This window comes from Candidatus Nitrosopumilus sp. (genome assembly GCF_965263415.1).
Classification (GTDB): domain Archaea; phylum Thermoproteota; class Nitrososphaeria; order Nitrososphaerales; family Nitrosopumilaceae; genus Nitrosopumilus.
Window position 1 is genome coordinate 1,362,508 of record NZ_OZ253671.1, and the last position, 17,353, is coordinate 1,379,860.

22 protein-coding genes are annotated in these 17,353 nt (G+C 31.6%); 10 read left to right on the top strand and 12 right to left on the bottom strand.

Translation table 11 applies throughout. From position 1 onward, the window contains the following. Nucleotides 1-3: 3 nt before the first annotated feature. Both ACQY22_RS08800 and ACQY22_RS08805 read left to right on the top strand, forming a co-directional pair. On the top strand, nt 4-1,449 hold the full coding sequence (locus ACQY22_RS08800) for an FAD-binding oxidoreductase (RefSeq protein ID WP_428324316.1): 1,446 nt from the start codon (nt 4-6) through the stop codon (nt 1,447-1,449). Nucleotides 1,450-1,768: 319 nt separating this feature from the next. Beyond that, a complete protein-coding gene (locus ACQY22_RS08805) occupies nt 1,769-1,912 on the top strand; it encodes a DUF5679 domain-containing protein (protein ID WP_012215116.1) in 144 nt (47 codons plus the stop codon). 17 nt (nt 1,913-1,929) lie between these two features. Here ACQY22_RS08805 and ACQY22_RS08810 read toward each other — a convergent pair whose 3' ends face one another. From ACQY22_RS08810 to ACQY22_RS08825, 4 genes are all read right to left on the bottom strand, one after another. After that, nucleotides 1,930-2,181 (bottom strand): hypothetical protein, encoded by a 252-nt coding sequence (locus ACQY22_RS08810; RefSeq protein ID WP_428324317.1) that lies wholly within the window; start codon nt 2,179-2,181, stop codon nt 1,930-1,932. A 54-nt stretch (nt 2,182-2,235) separates the two neighbouring features. Beyond that, entirely contained in the window at nt 2,236-2,610 is a 375-nt protein-coding gene (locus tag ACQY22_RS08815) for a hypothetical protein (RefSeq protein WP_428324318.1), read from the bottom strand. Between the two features lie 108 nt (nt 2,611-2,718). Further along, nucleotides 2,719-4,017, bottom strand: coding sequence for a DUF7482 domain-containing protein (locus tag ACQY22_RS08820; RefSeq protein WP_428324319.1), 1,299 nt, complete (start codon nt 4,015-4,017; stop codon nt 2,719-2,721). 49 nt (nt 4,018-4,066) lie between these two features. After that, nucleotides 4,067-4,690 (bottom strand): superoxide dismutase, encoded by a 624-nt coding sequence (locus tag ACQY22_RS08825; protein ID WP_428324320.1) that lies wholly within the window; start codon nt 4,688-4,690, stop codon nt 4,067-4,069. Between the two features lie 76 nt (nt 4,691-4,766). Here ACQY22_RS08825 and ACQY22_RS08830 point away from each other — a divergent pair, with 76 nt between their 5' ends. Both ACQY22_RS08830 and ACQY22_RS08835 read left to right on the top strand, forming a co-directional pair. Continuing rightward, nucleotides 4,767-5,330, top strand: coding sequence for a hypothetical protein (locus ACQY22_RS08830; RefSeq protein WP_428324321.1), 564 nt, complete (start codon nt 4,767-4,769; stop codon nt 5,328-5,330). A 34-nt stretch (nt 5,331-5,364) separates the two neighbouring features. After that, entirely contained in the window at nt 5,365-5,979 is a 615-nt protein-coding gene (locus ACQY22_RS08835) for a hypothetical protein (RefSeq protein ID WP_428324322.1), read from the top strand. On the opposite strand, the gene ACQY22_RS08840 is transcribed toward ACQY22_RS08835, so the two are convergent. Then, the gene (locus ACQY22_RS08840) at nt 5,980-7,704 is read right to left on the bottom strand and encodes a DEAD/DEAH box helicase (protein ID WP_428324323.1); all 1,725 of its coding nucleotides are present in this window, start codon (nt 7,702-7,704) and stop codon (nt 5,980-5,982) included. It lies immediately after the preceding gene. 254 nt (nt 7,705-7,958) lie between these two features. Here ACQY22_RS08840 and ACQY22_RS08845 point away from each other — a divergent pair, with 254 nt between their 5' ends. Continuing rightward, nucleotides 7,959-8,639: a PAC2 family protein gene (locus ACQY22_RS08845; protein ID WP_428324324.1), complete on the top strand. Its 681-nt coding sequence runs from the start codon at nt 7,959-7,961 to the stop codon at nt 8,637-8,639. Nucleotides 8,640-8,829: 190 nt separating this feature from the next. On the opposite strand, the gene ACQY22_RS08850 is transcribed toward ACQY22_RS08845, so the two are convergent. Further along, nucleotides 8,830-9,489: a hypothetical protein gene (locus ACQY22_RS08850; protein ID WP_428324325.1), complete on the bottom strand. Its 660-nt coding sequence runs from the start codon at nt 9,487-9,489 to the stop codon at nt 8,830-8,832. 155 nt (nt 9,490-9,644) lie between these two features. Here ACQY22_RS08850 and ACQY22_RS08855 point away from each other — a divergent pair, with 155 nt between their 5' ends. Together ACQY22_RS08855 and ACQY22_RS08860 are read left to right on the top strand one after the other, a co-directional pair. Beyond that, nucleotides 9,645-10,559, top strand: a complete 915-nt coding sequence (locus ACQY22_RS08855; RefSeq protein ID WP_428324326.1) for a carboxypeptidase regulatory-like domain-containing protein — start codon at nt 9,645-9,647, stop codon at nt 10,557-10,559. Between the two features lie 265 nt (nt 10,560-10,824). Continuing rightward, a complete protein-coding gene (locus tag ACQY22_RS08860) occupies nt 10,825-11,160 on the top strand; it encodes an arsenate reductase family protein (RefSeq protein WP_428324327.1) in 336 nt (111 codons plus the stop codon). Between the two features lie 2 nt (nt 11,161-11,162). On the opposite strand, the gene ACQY22_RS08865 is transcribed toward ACQY22_RS08860, so the two are convergent. Continuing rightward, on the bottom strand, nt 11,163-11,405 hold the full coding sequence (locus tag ACQY22_RS08865; RefSeq protein WP_428324328.1) for a hypothetical protein: 243 nt from the start codon (nt 11,403-11,405) through the stop codon (nt 11,163-11,165). A gap of 18 nt (nt 11,406-11,423) precedes the next feature. Continuing rightward, the gene (locus ACQY22_RS08870) at nt 11,424-11,732 is read right to left on the bottom strand and encodes a hypothetical protein (RefSeq protein WP_428324329.1); all 309 of its coding nucleotides are present in this window, start codon (nt 11,730-11,732) and stop codon (nt 11,424-11,426) included. Between the two features lie 203 nt (nt 11,733-11,935). Here ACQY22_RS08870 and ACQY22_RS08875 point away from each other — a divergent pair, with 203 nt between their 5' ends. After that, on the top strand, nt 11,936-12,985 hold the full coding sequence (locus tag ACQY22_RS08875; RefSeq protein ID WP_428324330.1) for an ABC transporter permease: 1,050 nt from the start codon (nt 11,936-11,938) through the stop codon (nt 12,983-12,985). Beyond that, the gene (locus tag ACQY22_RS08880; RefSeq protein ID WP_428324331.1) at nt 12,982-14,349 is read left to right on the top strand and encodes an ABC transporter permease; all 1,368 of its coding nucleotides are present in this window, start codon (nt 12,982-12,984) and stop codon (nt 14,347-14,349) included. The genes ACQY22_RS08875 and ACQY22_RS08880 overlap by 4 nt, the downstream gene beginning before the upstream one ends. Here the strand turns inward: ACQY22_RS08880 and ACQY22_RS08885 are convergent, their stop codons facing one another. The 4 genes from ACQY22_RS08885 to ACQY22_RS08900 all read right to left on the bottom strand — a co-directional run bounded on the left by ACQY22_RS08885 (nt 14,350) and on the right by ACQY22_RS08900 (nt 16,778). Continuing rightward, the gene (locus ACQY22_RS08885) at nt 14,350-14,661 is read right to left on the bottom strand and encodes a hypothetical protein (RefSeq protein WP_428324332.1); all 312 of its coding nucleotides are present in this window, start codon (nt 14,659-14,661) and stop codon (nt 14,350-14,352) included. Nucleotides 14,662-14,663: 2 nt separating this feature from the next. Next, nucleotides 14,664-14,993, bottom strand: a complete 330-nt coding sequence (locus tag ACQY22_RS08890; RefSeq protein ID WP_428324333.1) for a hypothetical protein — start codon at nt 14,991-14,993, stop codon at nt 14,664-14,666. Between the two features lie 74 nt (nt 14,994-15,067). Continuing rightward, nucleotides 15,068-15,466: a Mov34/MPN/PAD-1 family protein gene (locus tag ACQY22_RS08895; protein ID WP_428324334.1), complete on the bottom strand. Its 399-nt coding sequence runs from the start codon at nt 15,464-15,466 to the stop codon at nt 15,068-15,070. 31 nt (nt 15,467-15,497) lie between these two features. Beyond that, nucleotides 15,498-16,778: an exonuclease SbcC gene (locus ACQY22_RS08900; RefSeq protein ID WP_428324335.1), complete on the bottom strand. Its 1,281-nt coding sequence runs from the start codon at nt 16,776-16,778 to the stop codon at nt 15,498-15,500. Nucleotides 16,779-16,850: 72 nt separating this feature from the next. Here ACQY22_RS08900 and ACQY22_RS08905 point away from each other — a divergent pair, with 72 nt between their 5' ends. Beyond that, nucleotides 16,851-17,312, top strand: coding sequence for an SRPBCC family protein (locus ACQY22_RS08905; protein ID WP_428324336.1), 462 nt, complete (start codon nt 16,851-16,853; stop codon nt 17,310-17,312). Nucleotides 17,313-17,353: the final 41 nt, after the last annotated feature.

Here is a 17,353-nt window from a genome sequence, read left to right on the forward strand (position 1 = left end):
TAAATGAATCCAGTTCAAACACAATTGAAAAAAATCATCAAAGGAGAAGTTCATTCAGAAAATGAATTTAGAGAGTTTTATTCAGTTGATGCAAGTTCATATCAAATTTTTCCAAAAACAATAGTTATTCCAAAAAATGAAAAGGACGTAATAAACACAATAAAAATTGCAAAAAAATGTAAAACAAGTGTAACTGTACGTGGAGCAGGCACAGGTTTAGTTGGTGGGGCATTAAATGACGGAATTATTTTAGATATGAAGAATTTTGATTCAATAAAAATAAGAAAAAATTATGCAGTAGTTGGAACAGGGGTAGTAAAAGGAAAATTAGATAGAAAATTAGCAAGTAGCAAAAAATTTTTTCCACCAAATCCTTCAGTCGGATCATTTTGTTCAATTGGAGGAATGCTTGGAAACAATTCGAGTGGAAGTAGGAGTTTAAAATATGGAAGTGTAATTGATAATGTATTAGAAATAACGTTCATTGACGGTAATGGTAATAAAATTATTCTTCCAAAAGACAAAAAAATATCAAACAAAATTGAAAAGAAAATAAAAATTAATGAAAAAAAGATTCCAAATGTTTCTAAAAATTCTTCAGGATATAGAATAGACAAAATTAATTCAAAAAAAGATAGTCATAAAATTATTGTTGGTTCTGAAGGGACATTAGGAATTATTACATCAGCAAAATTAAAAATAAAAAACATACCAAAAAAAAGAATTCTTTTTGTAATAGAATATGATGCAATTAAAAATGCAATTGATGATTGTATGTTAATCAACAAAACAAATCCTTCTGCAATGGAGTTTGTTGATAAAGTAGTATTACAGCAAATTAATCATAAATTTCAAAAAAATACAAAATGTTTACTTTTTGTGGAATATGATGAAAAAATTGTTCAAAACGAGAAAAAATTCAAAACAATAATTTCAGGAAATATAGTCAAAAAATTAACAAAAAAACGATATATCTTCCAATGGTGGAAATATAGAGATTCATCGCTCTATTACAGCCTCAAAAACATAAAAAAAGAGAGCAGAATCCCCCATGTGATTGAAGATGCAGCAGTGCCAATAGAAAAGTTACCAGAATTATTCAACATATTAAAAAAGATCAATAAAAAATTCAAAACAAAATCAGTAATGTATGGCCATATTGGAAATGGAAATCTTCATGTAAGATTAATTGGAGAAAGAAAAAAAACTACATTGATCAAAAATATTGCAAAACAATATTTTGATGAAATCATCAAGATTGGAGGAACAATAACTGCTGAACATGGTGATGGGTTAGCACGTTCAGAGTTTATCAAAAAACAATATGGAAAAATAAACTATGAAACATTTCAAAAAATAAAAAAACAGTTTGATCCCTACAATACACTAAACCCGGGAAAAATAACAAGTGAGAAAAGTACGATAATCAAAAATTTTGAAAAACTATGATTCAAGTATACAATATAGACAACATTACAAAATTAATGAATAATTCAAACTAAATTTTGTGTAGACAAAACATTTTTGTTAAAAACAAAACATCACGAACTGATCAAATTTAGAAATACTGATCAAAAATGAAAAGAAAAGATGGAACAAAAATAATAATTATTTAAGAAATACGTATAATTTGTTCCTAAATTGATCAAAATAACACCCAATACGAAAAAAATAGTTCTAAAACACAATAGTTAAGATCGGAGGTTTGCCTATTTGTGAAAAAAGTTCAACAAGTTCTTGCTAATAGAACCTTGAGCCTAGTGAACGTATGACAATAGGATATTGCGTAAAGTGTCGAGACAAACGAGAAATCGGCGGCGCTAAACCATACACAATGAAAAATGGCAAACCTGCAATCAAAGGCACATGCCCAACATGTAGTACAGCCATTTTCAGAATCGGTAGAGGATAAATTTCTAATTTAGGAATTTAGTACTGCCATTCGTCAGTTAAGCCATTCCATAGCGAACGCATAGGGGATGGATCTTTTTCTATTTCTTCAGTAATTCTATTTTTCAATACAAAAAAGAAATTTTCCAATGCATCAACACCACCATCATCATACAATTCGCGGCCAATTTCAGAAATTCGTTTATGCTTTTCAGAAATTTCAGTTGAGTCGGGATTTTGCAGACAAAAGGTCATCAAATCGATCAGTTCTTCTTCGAGCATGAAATCCATATAGAATTATGAAAAAATTGTTCAAATTAAGGTTTATGAAAAAAAGAAAAGGGGTTATTTGAGACGCTTGTAAATCTCTTTGAATTCTAAAGACATGCTGTACGACAGATTAAGTAAATGAACAAGTTGATTCATGGATGTTTTATCATGTCCAAGCTGTCTCAGAATGGTTAATGCTTTTTGGGGAGAACTAGACAGTAATTGATTTTGTCCAGACCAAGTCTTGAATGCCTCTTCAACATCTAAACTAAAGTTCAAAACAAATTCTTTCCAGTTAGGCATGGCTTTGAGAGCTTTTTCAGTTAACAAAACTTGAGACAGTTCTCTAAATTCATTTTTTCTATCAATGTATAACATGTCTAAAGCTTGTTGGATTTTTTCTTCTTGATATTCAGGTACATTTAACATGTACATTCCTGCGATACTCATACAATACTATTCACATAATTCAAAATAAACAGTATAGTTAATTCTCTAAAAATTTGTTAGAATTTTCTAAATAAATTAAACAGATGTAAGAAAATAAAAAAGAAGATCTTATTGGAATGGGTCAATGAATGGACAGTTGACAATATGATCACTATCCATTGGACGTGCAATACCAATATCGATCAAGCCAGCTTCTCTGTATGCATTCAAATCATCAATGGTTTCTAACAGTTGTGCATTTTCTGGACTAGTCCAACTTGTCATGAAAATTCTCCACATAGGAGAGTAATTTTCATCACCAGGAGCTCCGGCAGCAATTCCGGGTTGGAATCCTAATGGGCCAGTACCAGTTAAACCATTTTTGAATTGAAATAGATCAACGGCTGCTGAATTTGCAATCAAACTTGCAGATGTTGGAGAACTAACAACACCCATCATTCCGGCAGGGCCGCTAGGGGTAGCATCTGTTACAATGTAATAGATTGTTCTACCATCAGGACCCCATCCACGATGGGCAATGAAAGTTACATTCATCTCTTCTGTATCGATATCAAGAATCTGTCCACCACCATAAGGTGTAGTGTCGGTTAGTGTTTTGTCCTCTTTTACCATCATCTGACCATCAGGCCAAATGATTTGAGGCATATTCAAAACCACATCAATTTCAGTTAATGTAAGTTCATCATTCTCAGCTGCTTTCATGATCATTGCTTCTGAATCAAGCACTCTTGGTGAAACACCGTCATTCCACATTACATGAATGTGAGAAGTTAATGCACTGTATACATCTGCTTGTGCAGGAGTACTAGTGAATACTTGTCCTTGATATCCATGTATACCATCGCCTTCAATGCCGTTGGTAAACAAGTATACTTTGGAGAGTACTTCTTCAGGAGTGTTTTTCAATAAAGGGGCAAGTTCGACTTGCCATCCTTGTTGTTCAGTAATTATGTCTGCATGTGTTGGGTCACTAGAATCGGTGATGATGTAGTATACATCTCCACCATCATAGTAACCCTGATGCAGAGGAATTGTTGCTGGAACGTTTGCTCTTGATAATCTAAGTACAGAACCCAAGTCTGCTTCAGTTAAATCTTCAGAATCTTCCATCATGGTTTCTTCCATGTGTTCTTTTTCATGAGATTCTTCCATGACATCCATCTTTTCTTTTTCAACTGGAGCTACAGGTGTGGTAGTACTACCTTGATCTGCTTCCCAGCCAGCTCTGCCACCAGGATAGTTAGAGCATAGGTCTAGTCCACAAATACCAGTACTAGAACCATATTGAGAGGTTGCAGTACCTTGGCTTTTTTTAGCATCGGCATCTGAGAAATAGTCAGTTCCCAAACCTGTTGTTAACAAGGGTAGAATTGCAAGTAATGCAATATATTTTAGACTCTTGTTCATTGTATGGAAAATTGAATTTTTGTTTAAAAGAATTTGTCCAAATCAAGCATTACCCGGAAAGTTCTGAAAAACGATTTTCAACATAATCCCAATTTACAACATTCCACCATTCTTTAACATAATCAGGTCTGCGGTTTTGGTGTTTTAGATAGTAAGCATGTTCCCAGATATCTAATCCCAATAGGGGTATTTTCTGCAAGGTCCAAGGACTAGTTTGATTTTCAGTAGAAATGATTTCAATTTTGTTGTATGTTGAATTAAAAACTAACCAACACCAACCACTTCCCTGAATTCCAATCGCAGTGTTAGAAAAAATTTGTTTGAAATTATCAAAATTATCAAAATAAACATCAATTGCATCTTCAATTTTTCCTCCAGGAGAACCATCACCATCAGGAGTCATAATCTCCCAAAATAACCTATGATTTTCAAAACCTCCACCAAAAAAATTGATTTTATTTCGGCCAGAATCAGGAATTGATTTTAGATCAGACAGTATGGATGTGATGTATTGAGGATGAGATGCACCTCCTATTTCTTCAAGAGATTTGTTTAATCCATCAACATAAGACTGATGATGTTTTTGATGATGAATTTTCATTGTTTCAGTGTCAATGTAAGGTTCCAATTCATCATATCCATAAGGTAATCTTGGAAGTTCGTATTGAACCATGAAACAGATCATTATAATCCACATATAATCTTCAAGAAAGAATCAGTTTTTATTCAAAATTATATTGCTTAAAGTATTGGTTCACCCAGTCATTACAAAGGTTTTTTCAAATGAAGAACAAGTAATTTTGTTTTTTGAATGGGCATTAAATCATATAAAACAAAAAGAAAAACTACAACAATTTTTCAAGTGGCATTTAGAAGTTATTTCAGAAGTAATTGAAGAGATAGACAAAACTTCAAAAATTAATTTTTCAGAAAAAAAAGAAATAGAATATTGGGCAAGGGAATTTTTGAGAAATTATGATGAAAAAATAAGAAAAATGAGAAAAAATAGTAATCAAGTATTTGAAAGATTTCATGAATTGAAAACAGAATTTGGAAAAGTTATTCCAAAGGGACACGAATATGAAAAAGAATCAGATGAGATAATGCAAGTATTTCTCAACAAACAAGAATTACTTGTTGGAAAAGTTATTTTTGCATATAGAGAATTATGGTTTGTGGCCAAAAAGATTAATGATTCTAATTTTAAAATAGGTTCGATTAACGATTATCAAAAATGGGTTAAAATTAATTATTCAAATCTTAAAAGTGTGAAAAGTATGCTACAACAAATTCAAAATAAAATTTCAGAGTAGAAAAGATGATAAGAGTTGAAAAAAACAAAAAAACATGAGAAAATTAGGAACAATTGATTTAGAAATTTTGCATTTAGCAGTGAAAGAAAATGGAATATTTGATGAAACAAATCTTGAAAATTCGGAATTAAAAAGATTAGGAGTAGGAAAAATTTTAGATTCTTTAGGTTCATTAAAAGACAGAAAATTTATTTCACTAAACAGCAATGGTTCGTTTTCAATTACTCCAATTGCAAGAGAAATTCTATGGGGGAAAAGTATTCCAGTTTGGGCCAAAGTGTTACGATTACTTCAGATAAAATCATGCAACATGGAACAGATTGTAGACATACTAAGAATATCAGAAACAGAAATTAGAGAAGAATTGGAAAAATTGAGACAAAATCAATTTGTTCTTATGTCGCCACAAAGACAAGATGAAAAAATTATCAAAGTGTATGAAATATTGCCTGAAGGAACAGAAGAGATTGATAAAACAGAGACTGAAGGATTTGATAAAATAAAATTTGGGGAAATAAAACCAGAGATCGAAATTCTTAGTTTAATTGATGAAATAGTAAAAAATGTGCAAGATTCTCAAATTGAACTAGAAAAAAAGACAAACATCATTGAAAAATTATCAAAACTCAAAACAAAATTGAATGTCTAGTTATTTTGAACGTATTTTGTCTTGAATTTGTGCAAGAATAAGTTGCGCTTTATCTTTATTTTCAAAGTTTTCAACACTTTCGTCCATGATTTCATCAATTTCATAACTTTTGTCTACCAAGACGTTTGCAACATGATCATCAAGAGTGCCATTGCCAATCAAATAGTATGCAAATACAGTATTCTTTTGTCCAATTCTGTGCAGTCTATCTTCAGCTTGTCTATGAATTGCAGGACTCCAGTCAAGTTCTGCAAAAATAACATATTTTGCTCTAGTCAAATTGATTCCGACATTTCCTGCACGAATTCCCGCAATCATTAATTTTGATTCACCTTTTTGGAATTTGTCAATCTGATCTTGTCTTATTGTATCAGATTGGCCTCCAATTATTGATACGGGTGAAAATTCTTGAAGACTTTCATGTAGTAATTTGTGAATTACTTTATGATGACAAAAGACTACAACACTTTCTTCAATTTCCATGATGTTTTTTACAAAATTGATAGTATGTGGAAGTTTTGCCAAACCTGCAATTTGTCTTTCGCTTTGTATGGCTCTATGATATGAAGCAGATTTTGAAAATTCAGATTCAGCATCTTTTTGTTCTTCTTCCAAGCGTTTCCAAATTTTATCCAGTTCTTCAACATAGTAGTCAGTGTCTGCTGCAATAACTTCCTTGTAACGTACCTTATCTTTGAGTTCTTTTAGCACATCAGATTTTTTCCGTCTAAGCATAACGTGTTTTTGTAATTCATTCCTAAGTGAAGCACGTTTATTTTCCAATACAATTGCTTTACCCTTTTCATTAACATAACAAAAGTATTCACAAAATTCTTTGAAACTACCAAGAAGCCCAGGTTTTAAGATATCAATAATTGGCCATATTTCAGAACCACGGTTGTAAATAGGAGTTCCGGAAAGACCTATTCTGTAAGATACTGAAGGTAATGCAGCTAATTTTTTTATTGATTTGTATTTTTGAGTTGTTTTAGATCTCAAATTATGTACTTCATCACATACAACAGTTTTGATTCCAACTTTTGCTAAATCGTCATATCTCTTAAAGAGTAATTCATAATTTATTACATAAATGTCAGTTTTAGGAAGTTCTTTTTTCTTTCCAGTTCTAATTAGAGTGACACTAGGGGATTCAGATTCAAGTAATCTTCCATTACGGCTTTTTTTCTTAAGAAACTTTGCAATTTCTCTTTCCCAGTTGTTTAACGTAACCAAAGGAGCAACAACTAGAACTGGAAATGTTTGTTTTTCAGTTGCAACATAAGACAGTGTTTGTACTGTTTTTCCAAGACCCATTTCATCAGCTAATAATGCATTACCAGAAGATTTCATTAAGAAATCTAATCCTTCTTTTTGGAAGTTTAGTAATTTTCCTCTAAATTGGTCTCCTGATTTTGCTCGCTTTAGTTTATGTTTAACCGGTGGCAAAGTAGGTTTAGGAGCATATGTCTTGATGATTTTTCTTTGCCAAGTAGTTTTGGATAAAATGTCAAGGGGATATCTATCAAGGATCAATTTGATTTGTTTTACACTCTCAGTACTATCAGGAATGATTACTTCGTTAACATTTTCACCATACCACGCCTCAGGCACCAGCCTAGAGATCATGCTTACGGCACGCTCACCAGTTATCTTCCAGCACCAGATTTTGGAGTATTTGTCAAGAACATACTCTAATGTTCCGATATTTTCCATGGATGTTTCCATAATTTGTCGATAGAATGTTTTTTTGCCTTATGAATCTTCATGTTTTTCTCGATCACTAAAAAAAGAAACAAAAATCTCCAAGAGTTAAAATATGATAATGTTTTTACCTATTAGAAAAAATACATTTTCTAATTTAGGCTCAAAATAAAAAATTAGAAATTTGAGAGTAACCATTAATTGTGATACGTCAAATTGAAAACATTTCCAAAATGAAATCAGCATATGTTTAAAGTTGATAAAATTTGTAACAAAACATGGACTTTAAACAAGAGTTAGAACCAGATGTTCAAAAACCCATCATTATTGCGGCGATGCAAGATATGGGAAATGTTGGAAGTATTGTAATTAATTTCATCAACGAATCATTAAGAACTAAAACATTTAGAGTTTCGAAAACTCCATTTCCAACATATGTAGTAGATAGAGGAGGGCATATTGATCTTCCAGATGAAAGTTGGGAGTATAGATACACTGAGGATTTAATTATTTTTGGAGGAGGAAAAGGACAGCCACAAAGTACTAGCGAATTAAACGCATTATGTCAGGATGTTATTGATGTTGCAAAAAAATATTCTGCAAAATTTATCTACACACTTGGAGGTTTTCATACAAATAGATCATACAAAAACAATCCAAAAACATACATCACTACAACATCTAAAGAATTAACTAAACAAATGGAAGAATTAGGAGTTGACATGACTCCACAAAAATCAATCATTACAGGTTTTAATGGATTAATTTTAGGATTTGCAAAGAAGAATGAAATTCATGGAATTGGAATGTATGGAGAATTAAATGAGCCTGAAATACCTCAATATCGTGCAGCAATCAGCATAATTAAGACTCTTGAAAAACTCACATATAGAAAACTTGGAAACACAGACAAGTTAGAAGTTATGGCTCAAGAAATTGAAAGAAAATTCAAAAAATAATTTTTAATGAGATTTTCCTATAGGATGAGGTTCAGTATTTTCATCATGACAATCACATGAACAGAGATAGGTTTTATGATTATTCATACAATCAATGCATTCAAAATGCTTCCTAGTTTCACAAGCAGCACAGATCATCTTATTATAGTTATTTCAGTAGATGAATTTGAATTTTTTCTTAATTTTGCACCTAATACTCTATTTCACTTCTGTTAAGTAGATCATTTGTTAAATCAACATATCCTTGTGGATCTAATTCAGTTACAAATCCACCATCAATGTTAATCAAATAAACAGAGTGTAGATGTGCATTCAAAATATCATCATATTCTATTGGAGGATTTTTGTAATATCTATCACATAGATTTTTGACTTTTTGAATATCTTCTTTTTTGCGAGCATTAGGAGGAAGTAAGAAAATTTTAGGGATAGGTAGAATTCCAGTTGCAGGAGTAGCCAATGAAAATTTGGAACAATGTTGACTATATCTTGCAATTTTACTCATTATTCTTGCAGTAAAATAATCTACAGTATCCATTGCATGTTCAGGAGGAGTAAAACCTGTTTCAATTTCAAGAATGGTATTACCATCACCTTTTTTAGCAAAAATATCACAAACTAAAATTTCAGAAATATCTTTTTCAACATCTACAGCATAGCCTCTAGAAATTAAATTACTTGCACAAATTAACTCCAAAACAGAATGATTGATTTTTACCAAGTTTTTTTGGTACATTTCGATTAATTGTTGTCCTACATAGTTTAATTTTGACATGTCTTTTTCTTGTAGATTCACAGATAATTTCTCAGTCATATTATACACGTCATTTCGAAATTTCTCTAAATCCATAATTCAAGATTAAATAAATTTGGGGGTTTAAGAACAATCTGAAATCAAACTATTTGCTCAAGCATAGAAATTGTCAAAATTAATCAAATAAAATTGAAAATTAGCGAATTTTTCTTCATACTTTGTCTTAACAACAAAAATCAATACAACTTCAGGTGTACAAAAAAGCAGGAATAGTAGGGCTATTTTCAATTTTAATGATATTTTCCACCATTCAAACATCTGAAGCCGAATTATCAGAGTTAGTTATAGATCTTCAGGTAGAGAAAGGAGCAATAGTTTCAGGTGAAACATTATCAGTCACAGGAAAAGTTGTAGACCATGCATACAAACCCATTCGAGGCGCAGAAGTACTAGTTAGAACAGGCTCTGAGACAACAAAAACGTTTACTGACCCATGGGGCGTGTTCAAAGCAGATTTTGAAAACTTTGAAAGAGTTCCAGGAATGTATACAATTAATGTAATTGCAACTTGGTATGAAATGACAGGATTAGAAACTAGTCAAATTCAAGTAAAAGGTGATGCATCCCCTGTTTCATTATTACAACAAAAATTAGATACAAATGAAGCAAAAAAATATCTTAGTGCAAATGAAAGCGATTTTGAAAAAGATCCAATAGGACAAATGCTTTTTAAATATTATCACGGATTACTGCAAGAATTAATTTTAGAAAATAGAGAAGCATTGCAGCCAAATGAAGAAGAATTGTATGTTGAAGAGCAAAGAAGTGTTGCAGAAGGACTTACAGAACAAGCAATTGAAGAATATAATCCAAGGTATGGAATTTTTGAAGGGTTAAGATATGAAAGTTATATTAGTAATTTAGATTCTGAAATACAAGACATAATAGTCATGCAACTAAATTTTACAAAAAACATTTTTGAAAATGCCCAAATAGTCAAAGCACAAATTATTGCAAATGGAGGAACGTATGATGAAGCTCAACAAGCATATCTTGAAATGCTTTCAGTACCAAAAGAAAAATTAGAAGAGTTTAACGATCAAAAATTAAAAGAGTTAGAAGGTTCTGAAGAAACAGAAGAAAGTTCTGAAGAAAAGAACGATTGATAAATTCTACGTGTATCTTATATTCAAAATTCACCTAAATTACTTATGAAAATAGATATTCCAATACCTTGTCCAAATTGTAGCGGAAAAATGTATTCAGTTTGTTATGAATCATCATTTTCTCTTTTGAAGAAAAGAAGCTGGCAAGTATGTAAAGAATGCAACTTTGAAAGAAATTCAGAAGACTTTAAAAAATCAATTTGCTGTGCCTGACAGCACATTTTTTCTAAACAATTTTTAACCATATCAAGGTACAAATCATAAATTGAAAGTATTTCACAAGCCTACTTGCATCACTTGTAAAAAAACAATATCTGAAATTGAAAGAATGCGTGCAGATATTGAAAAACGGGATTTCTTTAAAGAACCATTTTCAGAATCGGAGTTAAAAAAAATCATAAAAATGACTGGAAAAAAACCACCAGAGTTATTGAGAAAAAGAGACAAGATGTACAAAGAACTTGATTTAGAAAATAACAAAAAAACAGATGCTCAAATAATTAAACTGATGATAAAATATCCAGGATTAATTTTAAGACCAATAATTATATCAAAAAATAAAGTATATGTTGGGAAAATTGACACATCTAAAATAAAATAATTTCAAGAATTTTCTTTTTTAAATATTTTAATCGCTTCTAAATGAGAACAATTTGCTTTGATACCTTTTCCATGATGGAATTTGTAGAAATTTTTGAATCCAGGACATTCACAGGTATCAGATGTTACAATGTACGATTGGTCTGGAGTAGATGAAGACTTTACTTGAAAAAGATCATCTTCTAATTTAACAACACCTCCCGCTTCAACTAATTTTTTTGCTTTACGAATAGTATTTGCACTCATAATAATACAAAGTATAGGTTATTTTTTATTCTTTAATTTTTTTAACATATTTGCCCATTCTTCATCTTGTGCCATTGCATTCTCATAAAGAAGTTCAAAGGTCCATGCAATAATTTCACGCCATATTGCTTTTAGAGATTCATCATCAGTCCACATAACACTAGTTTTAACAGCATTCATCGCAAGAATATTTTTTGTGTTTTTTGAAGGATTTTTATTCCATTTTTTTATTACTCGGTCACAAAATTCCAAGATCTCAGTTTTTGTTAACATTAATTCATCAGGATCAAACAAATTTTTAGTATTGGTTTTACCATTTTTTACCATATTATACCAATATAAAATGGAATTATAATTTTTTGGAAGAATATTTTCATAAATTCTTAAATAATTTTCATACTATAATATATTGACGAGAGGCCTGCTTTTCTGCCCAGATTATGCCTAGAGTTCGTTTCACTCTCGTCAAATTCTTTTGAACCTATTTTCAAATGATTATAAACTGATTTTCATATTTGTGATTAGTGAGTATGAAAAAATATGTTGCAACAAGGGCTGCAACAATGTTTGGAGTTTTGATGATTACACTGCTAATCACAATTTCATTGGTAGGTTCAAACATGGATACCATACTAAAACAAGGAATGATGTTTCAAGTTCGTTCAGAAATCACAGAAAATCCTGCAATTGCAGAAAGTTTTTCATCAGTCGAAGAATTTGAAAAATTCATTCAAAGTCAGATTGATCAAAGGATGGAAATAATGGGCCTAGATGAACCATGGTATTCGCCTCAAAGAATAGGGCTTACAATGTACAAAATTTTATTATTAGATTTTGGCCATGCGACTTTTCTTACTAGTGATTCAGGATCATCAGATGTAAAAGACATCATATTTGAAAAACTTCCAAGAACAATTCTTCTATTTACAACAGCTACAGTGATTATTTCAATTATTGGTATTTTCTTAGGGGCATTATCAGCAAGTAAAGTTGGTTCTATTGTAGATAGAATCACATCAAGTTTTGCAATCATCAGTTCAAGTTTTCCAGTTTGGTGGATAGGCATGTTAATGATATTTTTATTTGCATTCACATATCAGATATTTCCTGCAAGAGCAACACCAGACATTCCTTCATCAGATCCAGGGTATATTGGTTCATTATTGTATCACATGGCATTACCACTAATCACAATTGTAATGATTGGGTTTGGATCATGGGCATATTTGGTAAGAAATTTCATGGTAGGGATTATGCAAGAAGATTTCATCATGGCAAAAAAGACAATAGGGATTAAACAAAAAAAAATAATCTACACTCACGCATTAAAAAATGCAGCACCCCCAATTGTCACCATTTTAGCATTGAGTTTATCGGGATCTCTTGGCGGAGCAATCATCACAGAGGCGGTATTTGATTGGCCAGGAATGGGAAGACTGTATTTTGAGGCAATCACAGTCATGGATTTACCAGTAATAATTGGAGCCACATACATCTTGACGGTGTTTTTCCTAGTCAGCATATTCATTGCAGATTTGCTTTATGGGTATTTTGACCCAAGGGTGAGAACAGGTCAATGAGCAGTATAACACCTCAGGAAATTAAACAAGAATTTCTCAAAAGTAAAATAGGAATTGCAGGAATTACAATTCTAGGTATCCTTATCACAACATCAATCATTGCAATTATTGCAATTCCAGTAGAAACATTTCAGGAATGGAATAATCCCGGAAATTGGATTTCATATCCCAAAGTAGCTGTTCCAATTTGGGTAAATATTTTCATGAGTGAAAAAATACCAGAACATAAAATTCTAGAAAACCCCAATATTCAAACAAATTCAGAAGGAGAGATTATGTTATCATCTCACAAATTTGGCGTAAATTTTGATTATGAATTTTTTCCAAATGATTTTATTTATGTTTTTTCATCAGAATATTCTGAATCAGCATTATTGCAAATGTCTGTGACAAGACCAGATGGAATAAAATTAAAGTTGTTATCCACATCATTGCCATATTCAAACACCAAAACAATTCATAGTGAAAGAATTTTTTCAACTGATGAAACAATTAAAAAGAATTTGTTGTTACAATCAGAAGAATTTGATTTCAATTTAGCAAGACTATCAGCAGAAGACATTGTATTTTCAAATACAAAAACAAATGAGCCATTAAAAGGAAACTATGTTTTCTCAATTGACACATATACTATTGATTCAGAAATCAAAAGTCATGAATCAAAATTGATCATAGGAGGAAAAGCATTTGGGATGATGGGAACAGATGAGTTAAGACGAGATCTTGCAATAGGATTGTTATGGGGAACGCCACTTGCTTTGTTTATAGGATTAGTAGTTTCCATTGCATCCGTGATAATGGGGTTATTGTACGGAGTGTATGCAGGATTCAAAGGCAAAAAAACAGATGAAATGATGATGAGATTCAATGATGTAATCTATGCATTACCAGCACTTCCATTTTTAATTATTTTATCAGTTACAATTAGTAACAGTATATTCGTTCTAGTAGGATTTTTGATGGTTTTTGGATGGGTAGGTATTGCAAAGGTTGCAAGAAGTATGTCCTTACAAATCAAGACTAAGGGATATGTTGACGCAGCAAACATGATGGGGCAAAAAAATTCTAAAATTGTCCTCAAGCACATCTTACCACAATTGCTCCCATATGCATTTGCAAGCATTGCAATATCAGTTCCAGCAGCAATTACTACAGAAGCAGGTTTGAGTTTTCTAGGGTTAGGTGACCCCTCATTTCCAACTTGGGGCCATATACTTCATGATGCAAATACATTTGGGGCAGCTGCAAGAGGACTGTGGTGGTGGATTATGCCACCAGGAATAATGATTGCCATTGCAGGACTTGCATTTGTGTTTATAGGAAACGCACTTGATGCAATTGTTAATCCAAAGTTGAAACGATGATTAAAAATAACTTCGAATTGTGTTTATTGCAGAATCGTTTAGTTTGATGGTATAAGTTTGAGAGTTTGGATCAGTTTCTTTTGTTTGAGCTAAAACTTCAGTAAATTTTGTTTTTTCTTCTTCAGTAGCTCCTGCCTCATGAGTGCAAAGATTGAATGCTTTAAGATTAAGATTATTCTTTAACAAATGCGCTATGAATTGTTTATAATCTTCAGGATTTGTCCAATCTTTATTTTTTTCACCACATGCAGAAATCCATACATCGACGGAGTTATGAAAAATTACTTTTTGGCGAATTTCATCAAGAGACATTTTTAGAAGTCAGCACGTTGCATTTTGGAACCACATCGAGGACAAGAGCCACCTTTGTGTTTGTTGTTACATACAAGACATACGTAACGTACACCACCAGAACCACTTTGTGAACCCATTCCAAAGAATCCACCACCCCCAGAGCCAGAGTCACTACCACCATAACCGCCCCTCATACGATTCATGTATCGTCTTCTCAGAATTAATGGAAATGCGATAAAGATTGCAAGTGCAGCCCCCAACCCATACGGAAATGGCAACACCATTTGTAATCCTATGCTGATAGCTAGTGAAGCAAATAAGAAAATCAAATAGGTTTTGTAATTAAACAATTCATAGAAAGTACCTCCAAAAAGGTTATAAAGTTTTGTTAGATTTTTTAAAATTTCACTAGAATTTTGAAGTGTTATTTTATTGAAAGAGGAATAGCATTTCCACCACTATCCCAAGCAAAAACGGATTCATCGGAATAAGGAGATTTTACAATCAAAGAAACCAATCCAAAAAAATTATTCAAATCAGTAACAGAGGGTTCAGCAGACCCACTAGGATGAGAATGTACAATTCCAACATAACTCATATCAAAAGGTAAGAAAGAGTGAGGAAATCCTGCAAATGTAGGTCCAGTATAATTAAACGGTGGAATCACCAGTCCATCGATGTTAATTTCACCATTTTTTGATTTTCCTTTAAGAATTAAGATTCCTTCATTAGGATGTTTCATTTGACAATAAGATAGAATGCTGTCAAGAACTTCTTTTTGAAGTATAACTTTGCGTTCAAATTTTTTCTTTTTGAACAACATGAAAATCATCAAATTTTGAACTAATTTAATTTTAAGACATTAAAACAGTGTATTTTGTATTAGAAAATGACCTTAGTTTTTTCTCTATTTCAGACACAAGTTGAGGGATACTAGTATCAATTTCATCAATTTCACCTTGGAATGTTTCAGATTTTAATTCTAAATCATCCTTAGCATCAGAAGTTTTGGTAAATTCAGATTCCAGTGAGACCAATTTTTCAGAACGAAGGGAATCCAAATCATTAGACATTTTTTGATATGTGTCAAAATATTCTAAAACCTGAGAAATGAATCCATCCAGTGTTTCTTCAGTTTCAGTAATTTGTGATTGAGTCTTATCAACATCTTTTACAGATATAGAACCAGAAGTGATACCTTTTCGAACATTTTCCAAGATCACAATTATGGGATCTTTGTTTTGAGGAGTCAACACGTCAAAAGGGTTTTCTACTAATTTGCCAAGGATACTTTTTTGTTCTTTATCTAAAGATGATGCATACTCATATCGTCCAAGAGGTCTAGAAATTTTTGTAAATTGAGAGTTAATTTCATTTTTGATTTTTGTTTTTTCATTTTCAAAGGATTCTAGAGATTTTTTTGATTCAAGATATTTTTTGTAATCGTCAGAGGATTTGATTTCATCAATGTTTTTTTCTAAAGATAAAAGATGTTGTTTTGTTGATTCTAATTCATTATTGGTGTTAACAATTTTTTGAGTTTTTTCTATTTTTTTAGATTTGAGGATTTCAATTTTTTTTAATGCTTTAAGAATGTCATCAGAATTAGATTTTGTGTTTTCAAAATTTTGAAGAATACCATGAATGTCAGAATGGTTTTGATTCATAACTTCCAAATTATCTTTTAATTGATTAGCGTATTTTTTTGCAAAAATATGAATGACTCTAGTTTGACGTCCTAACACATCTCCTACTTTTTTTAGAATTTGATTCAAAGAAGTATCTAGTTTTTTTGCATTATCAATTGAAGATACTTCAGGAAGAGAAACAACTCCTTTCTTAATTACATCAATTACTTGTTTTTTTCCTCTAACAACAATGACTGCAAGATGTTTATCAATATCATCTACATTGAGTGTGTCTTTTTCAAGCATATCTCCGATTTTGATCAAATCTTCAATAAGGGGAGCAGTACTATTTCGAAGATGTTTTACTTCAGAAACGGTTTGTGATTCACGTAATTTTTTAAGATCGTCCACAATTTTCTCTACATCGTTTAAAGAGACGTCTTTTGTTTGAGGAACCTGTTCTACAGATTTTTCTTCTTGTTTCTTTTTTCCCCATCCAAAGACCATTTGATAGTATTTACTAAAGGGGATTAAAAATGGTTGTACAAAATTTAAAACTCACAAGATTTGAAGTCTTATATGGTAAAATCTGTGAAAAAATCATTCCATACAGGCACAGTCAAAAAAACAATAAAGATCAAGACATCAAAAGATAAAGTTTGGAGAAAAGTTAGCAATATTGTAGGACTTCCAACATGGTTAGTCGATGTAAAAAAGACGGTTTATCTTTCTCAAAAGAAAAAAGATGTTGGTGCAGTAAGACTAATCACATTTGCAGATGGTAACCAAATAGAAGAGCATGTAGTAGCATGGAAGACTGGAGAATATTTCACATATGTTGCAACTGAAGGACTACCATTAAGAGCATATGTGGCAACAATATCTATCAAACCAAAATCAAGAAATCTTGTAGAACTAACATGGCAATCATATATCAACAGCAAAAAAATGTCCGAAAAACAATTTACCGATTTTCTTGTGTTCATGGGCTCATTTTATGAAGCATCGCTTGAAAATCTAAAAACATTGTTAGAAAAATAACACTAGAGTGTTTTTTGGGTTAAAATGTAAATACTGTGAAT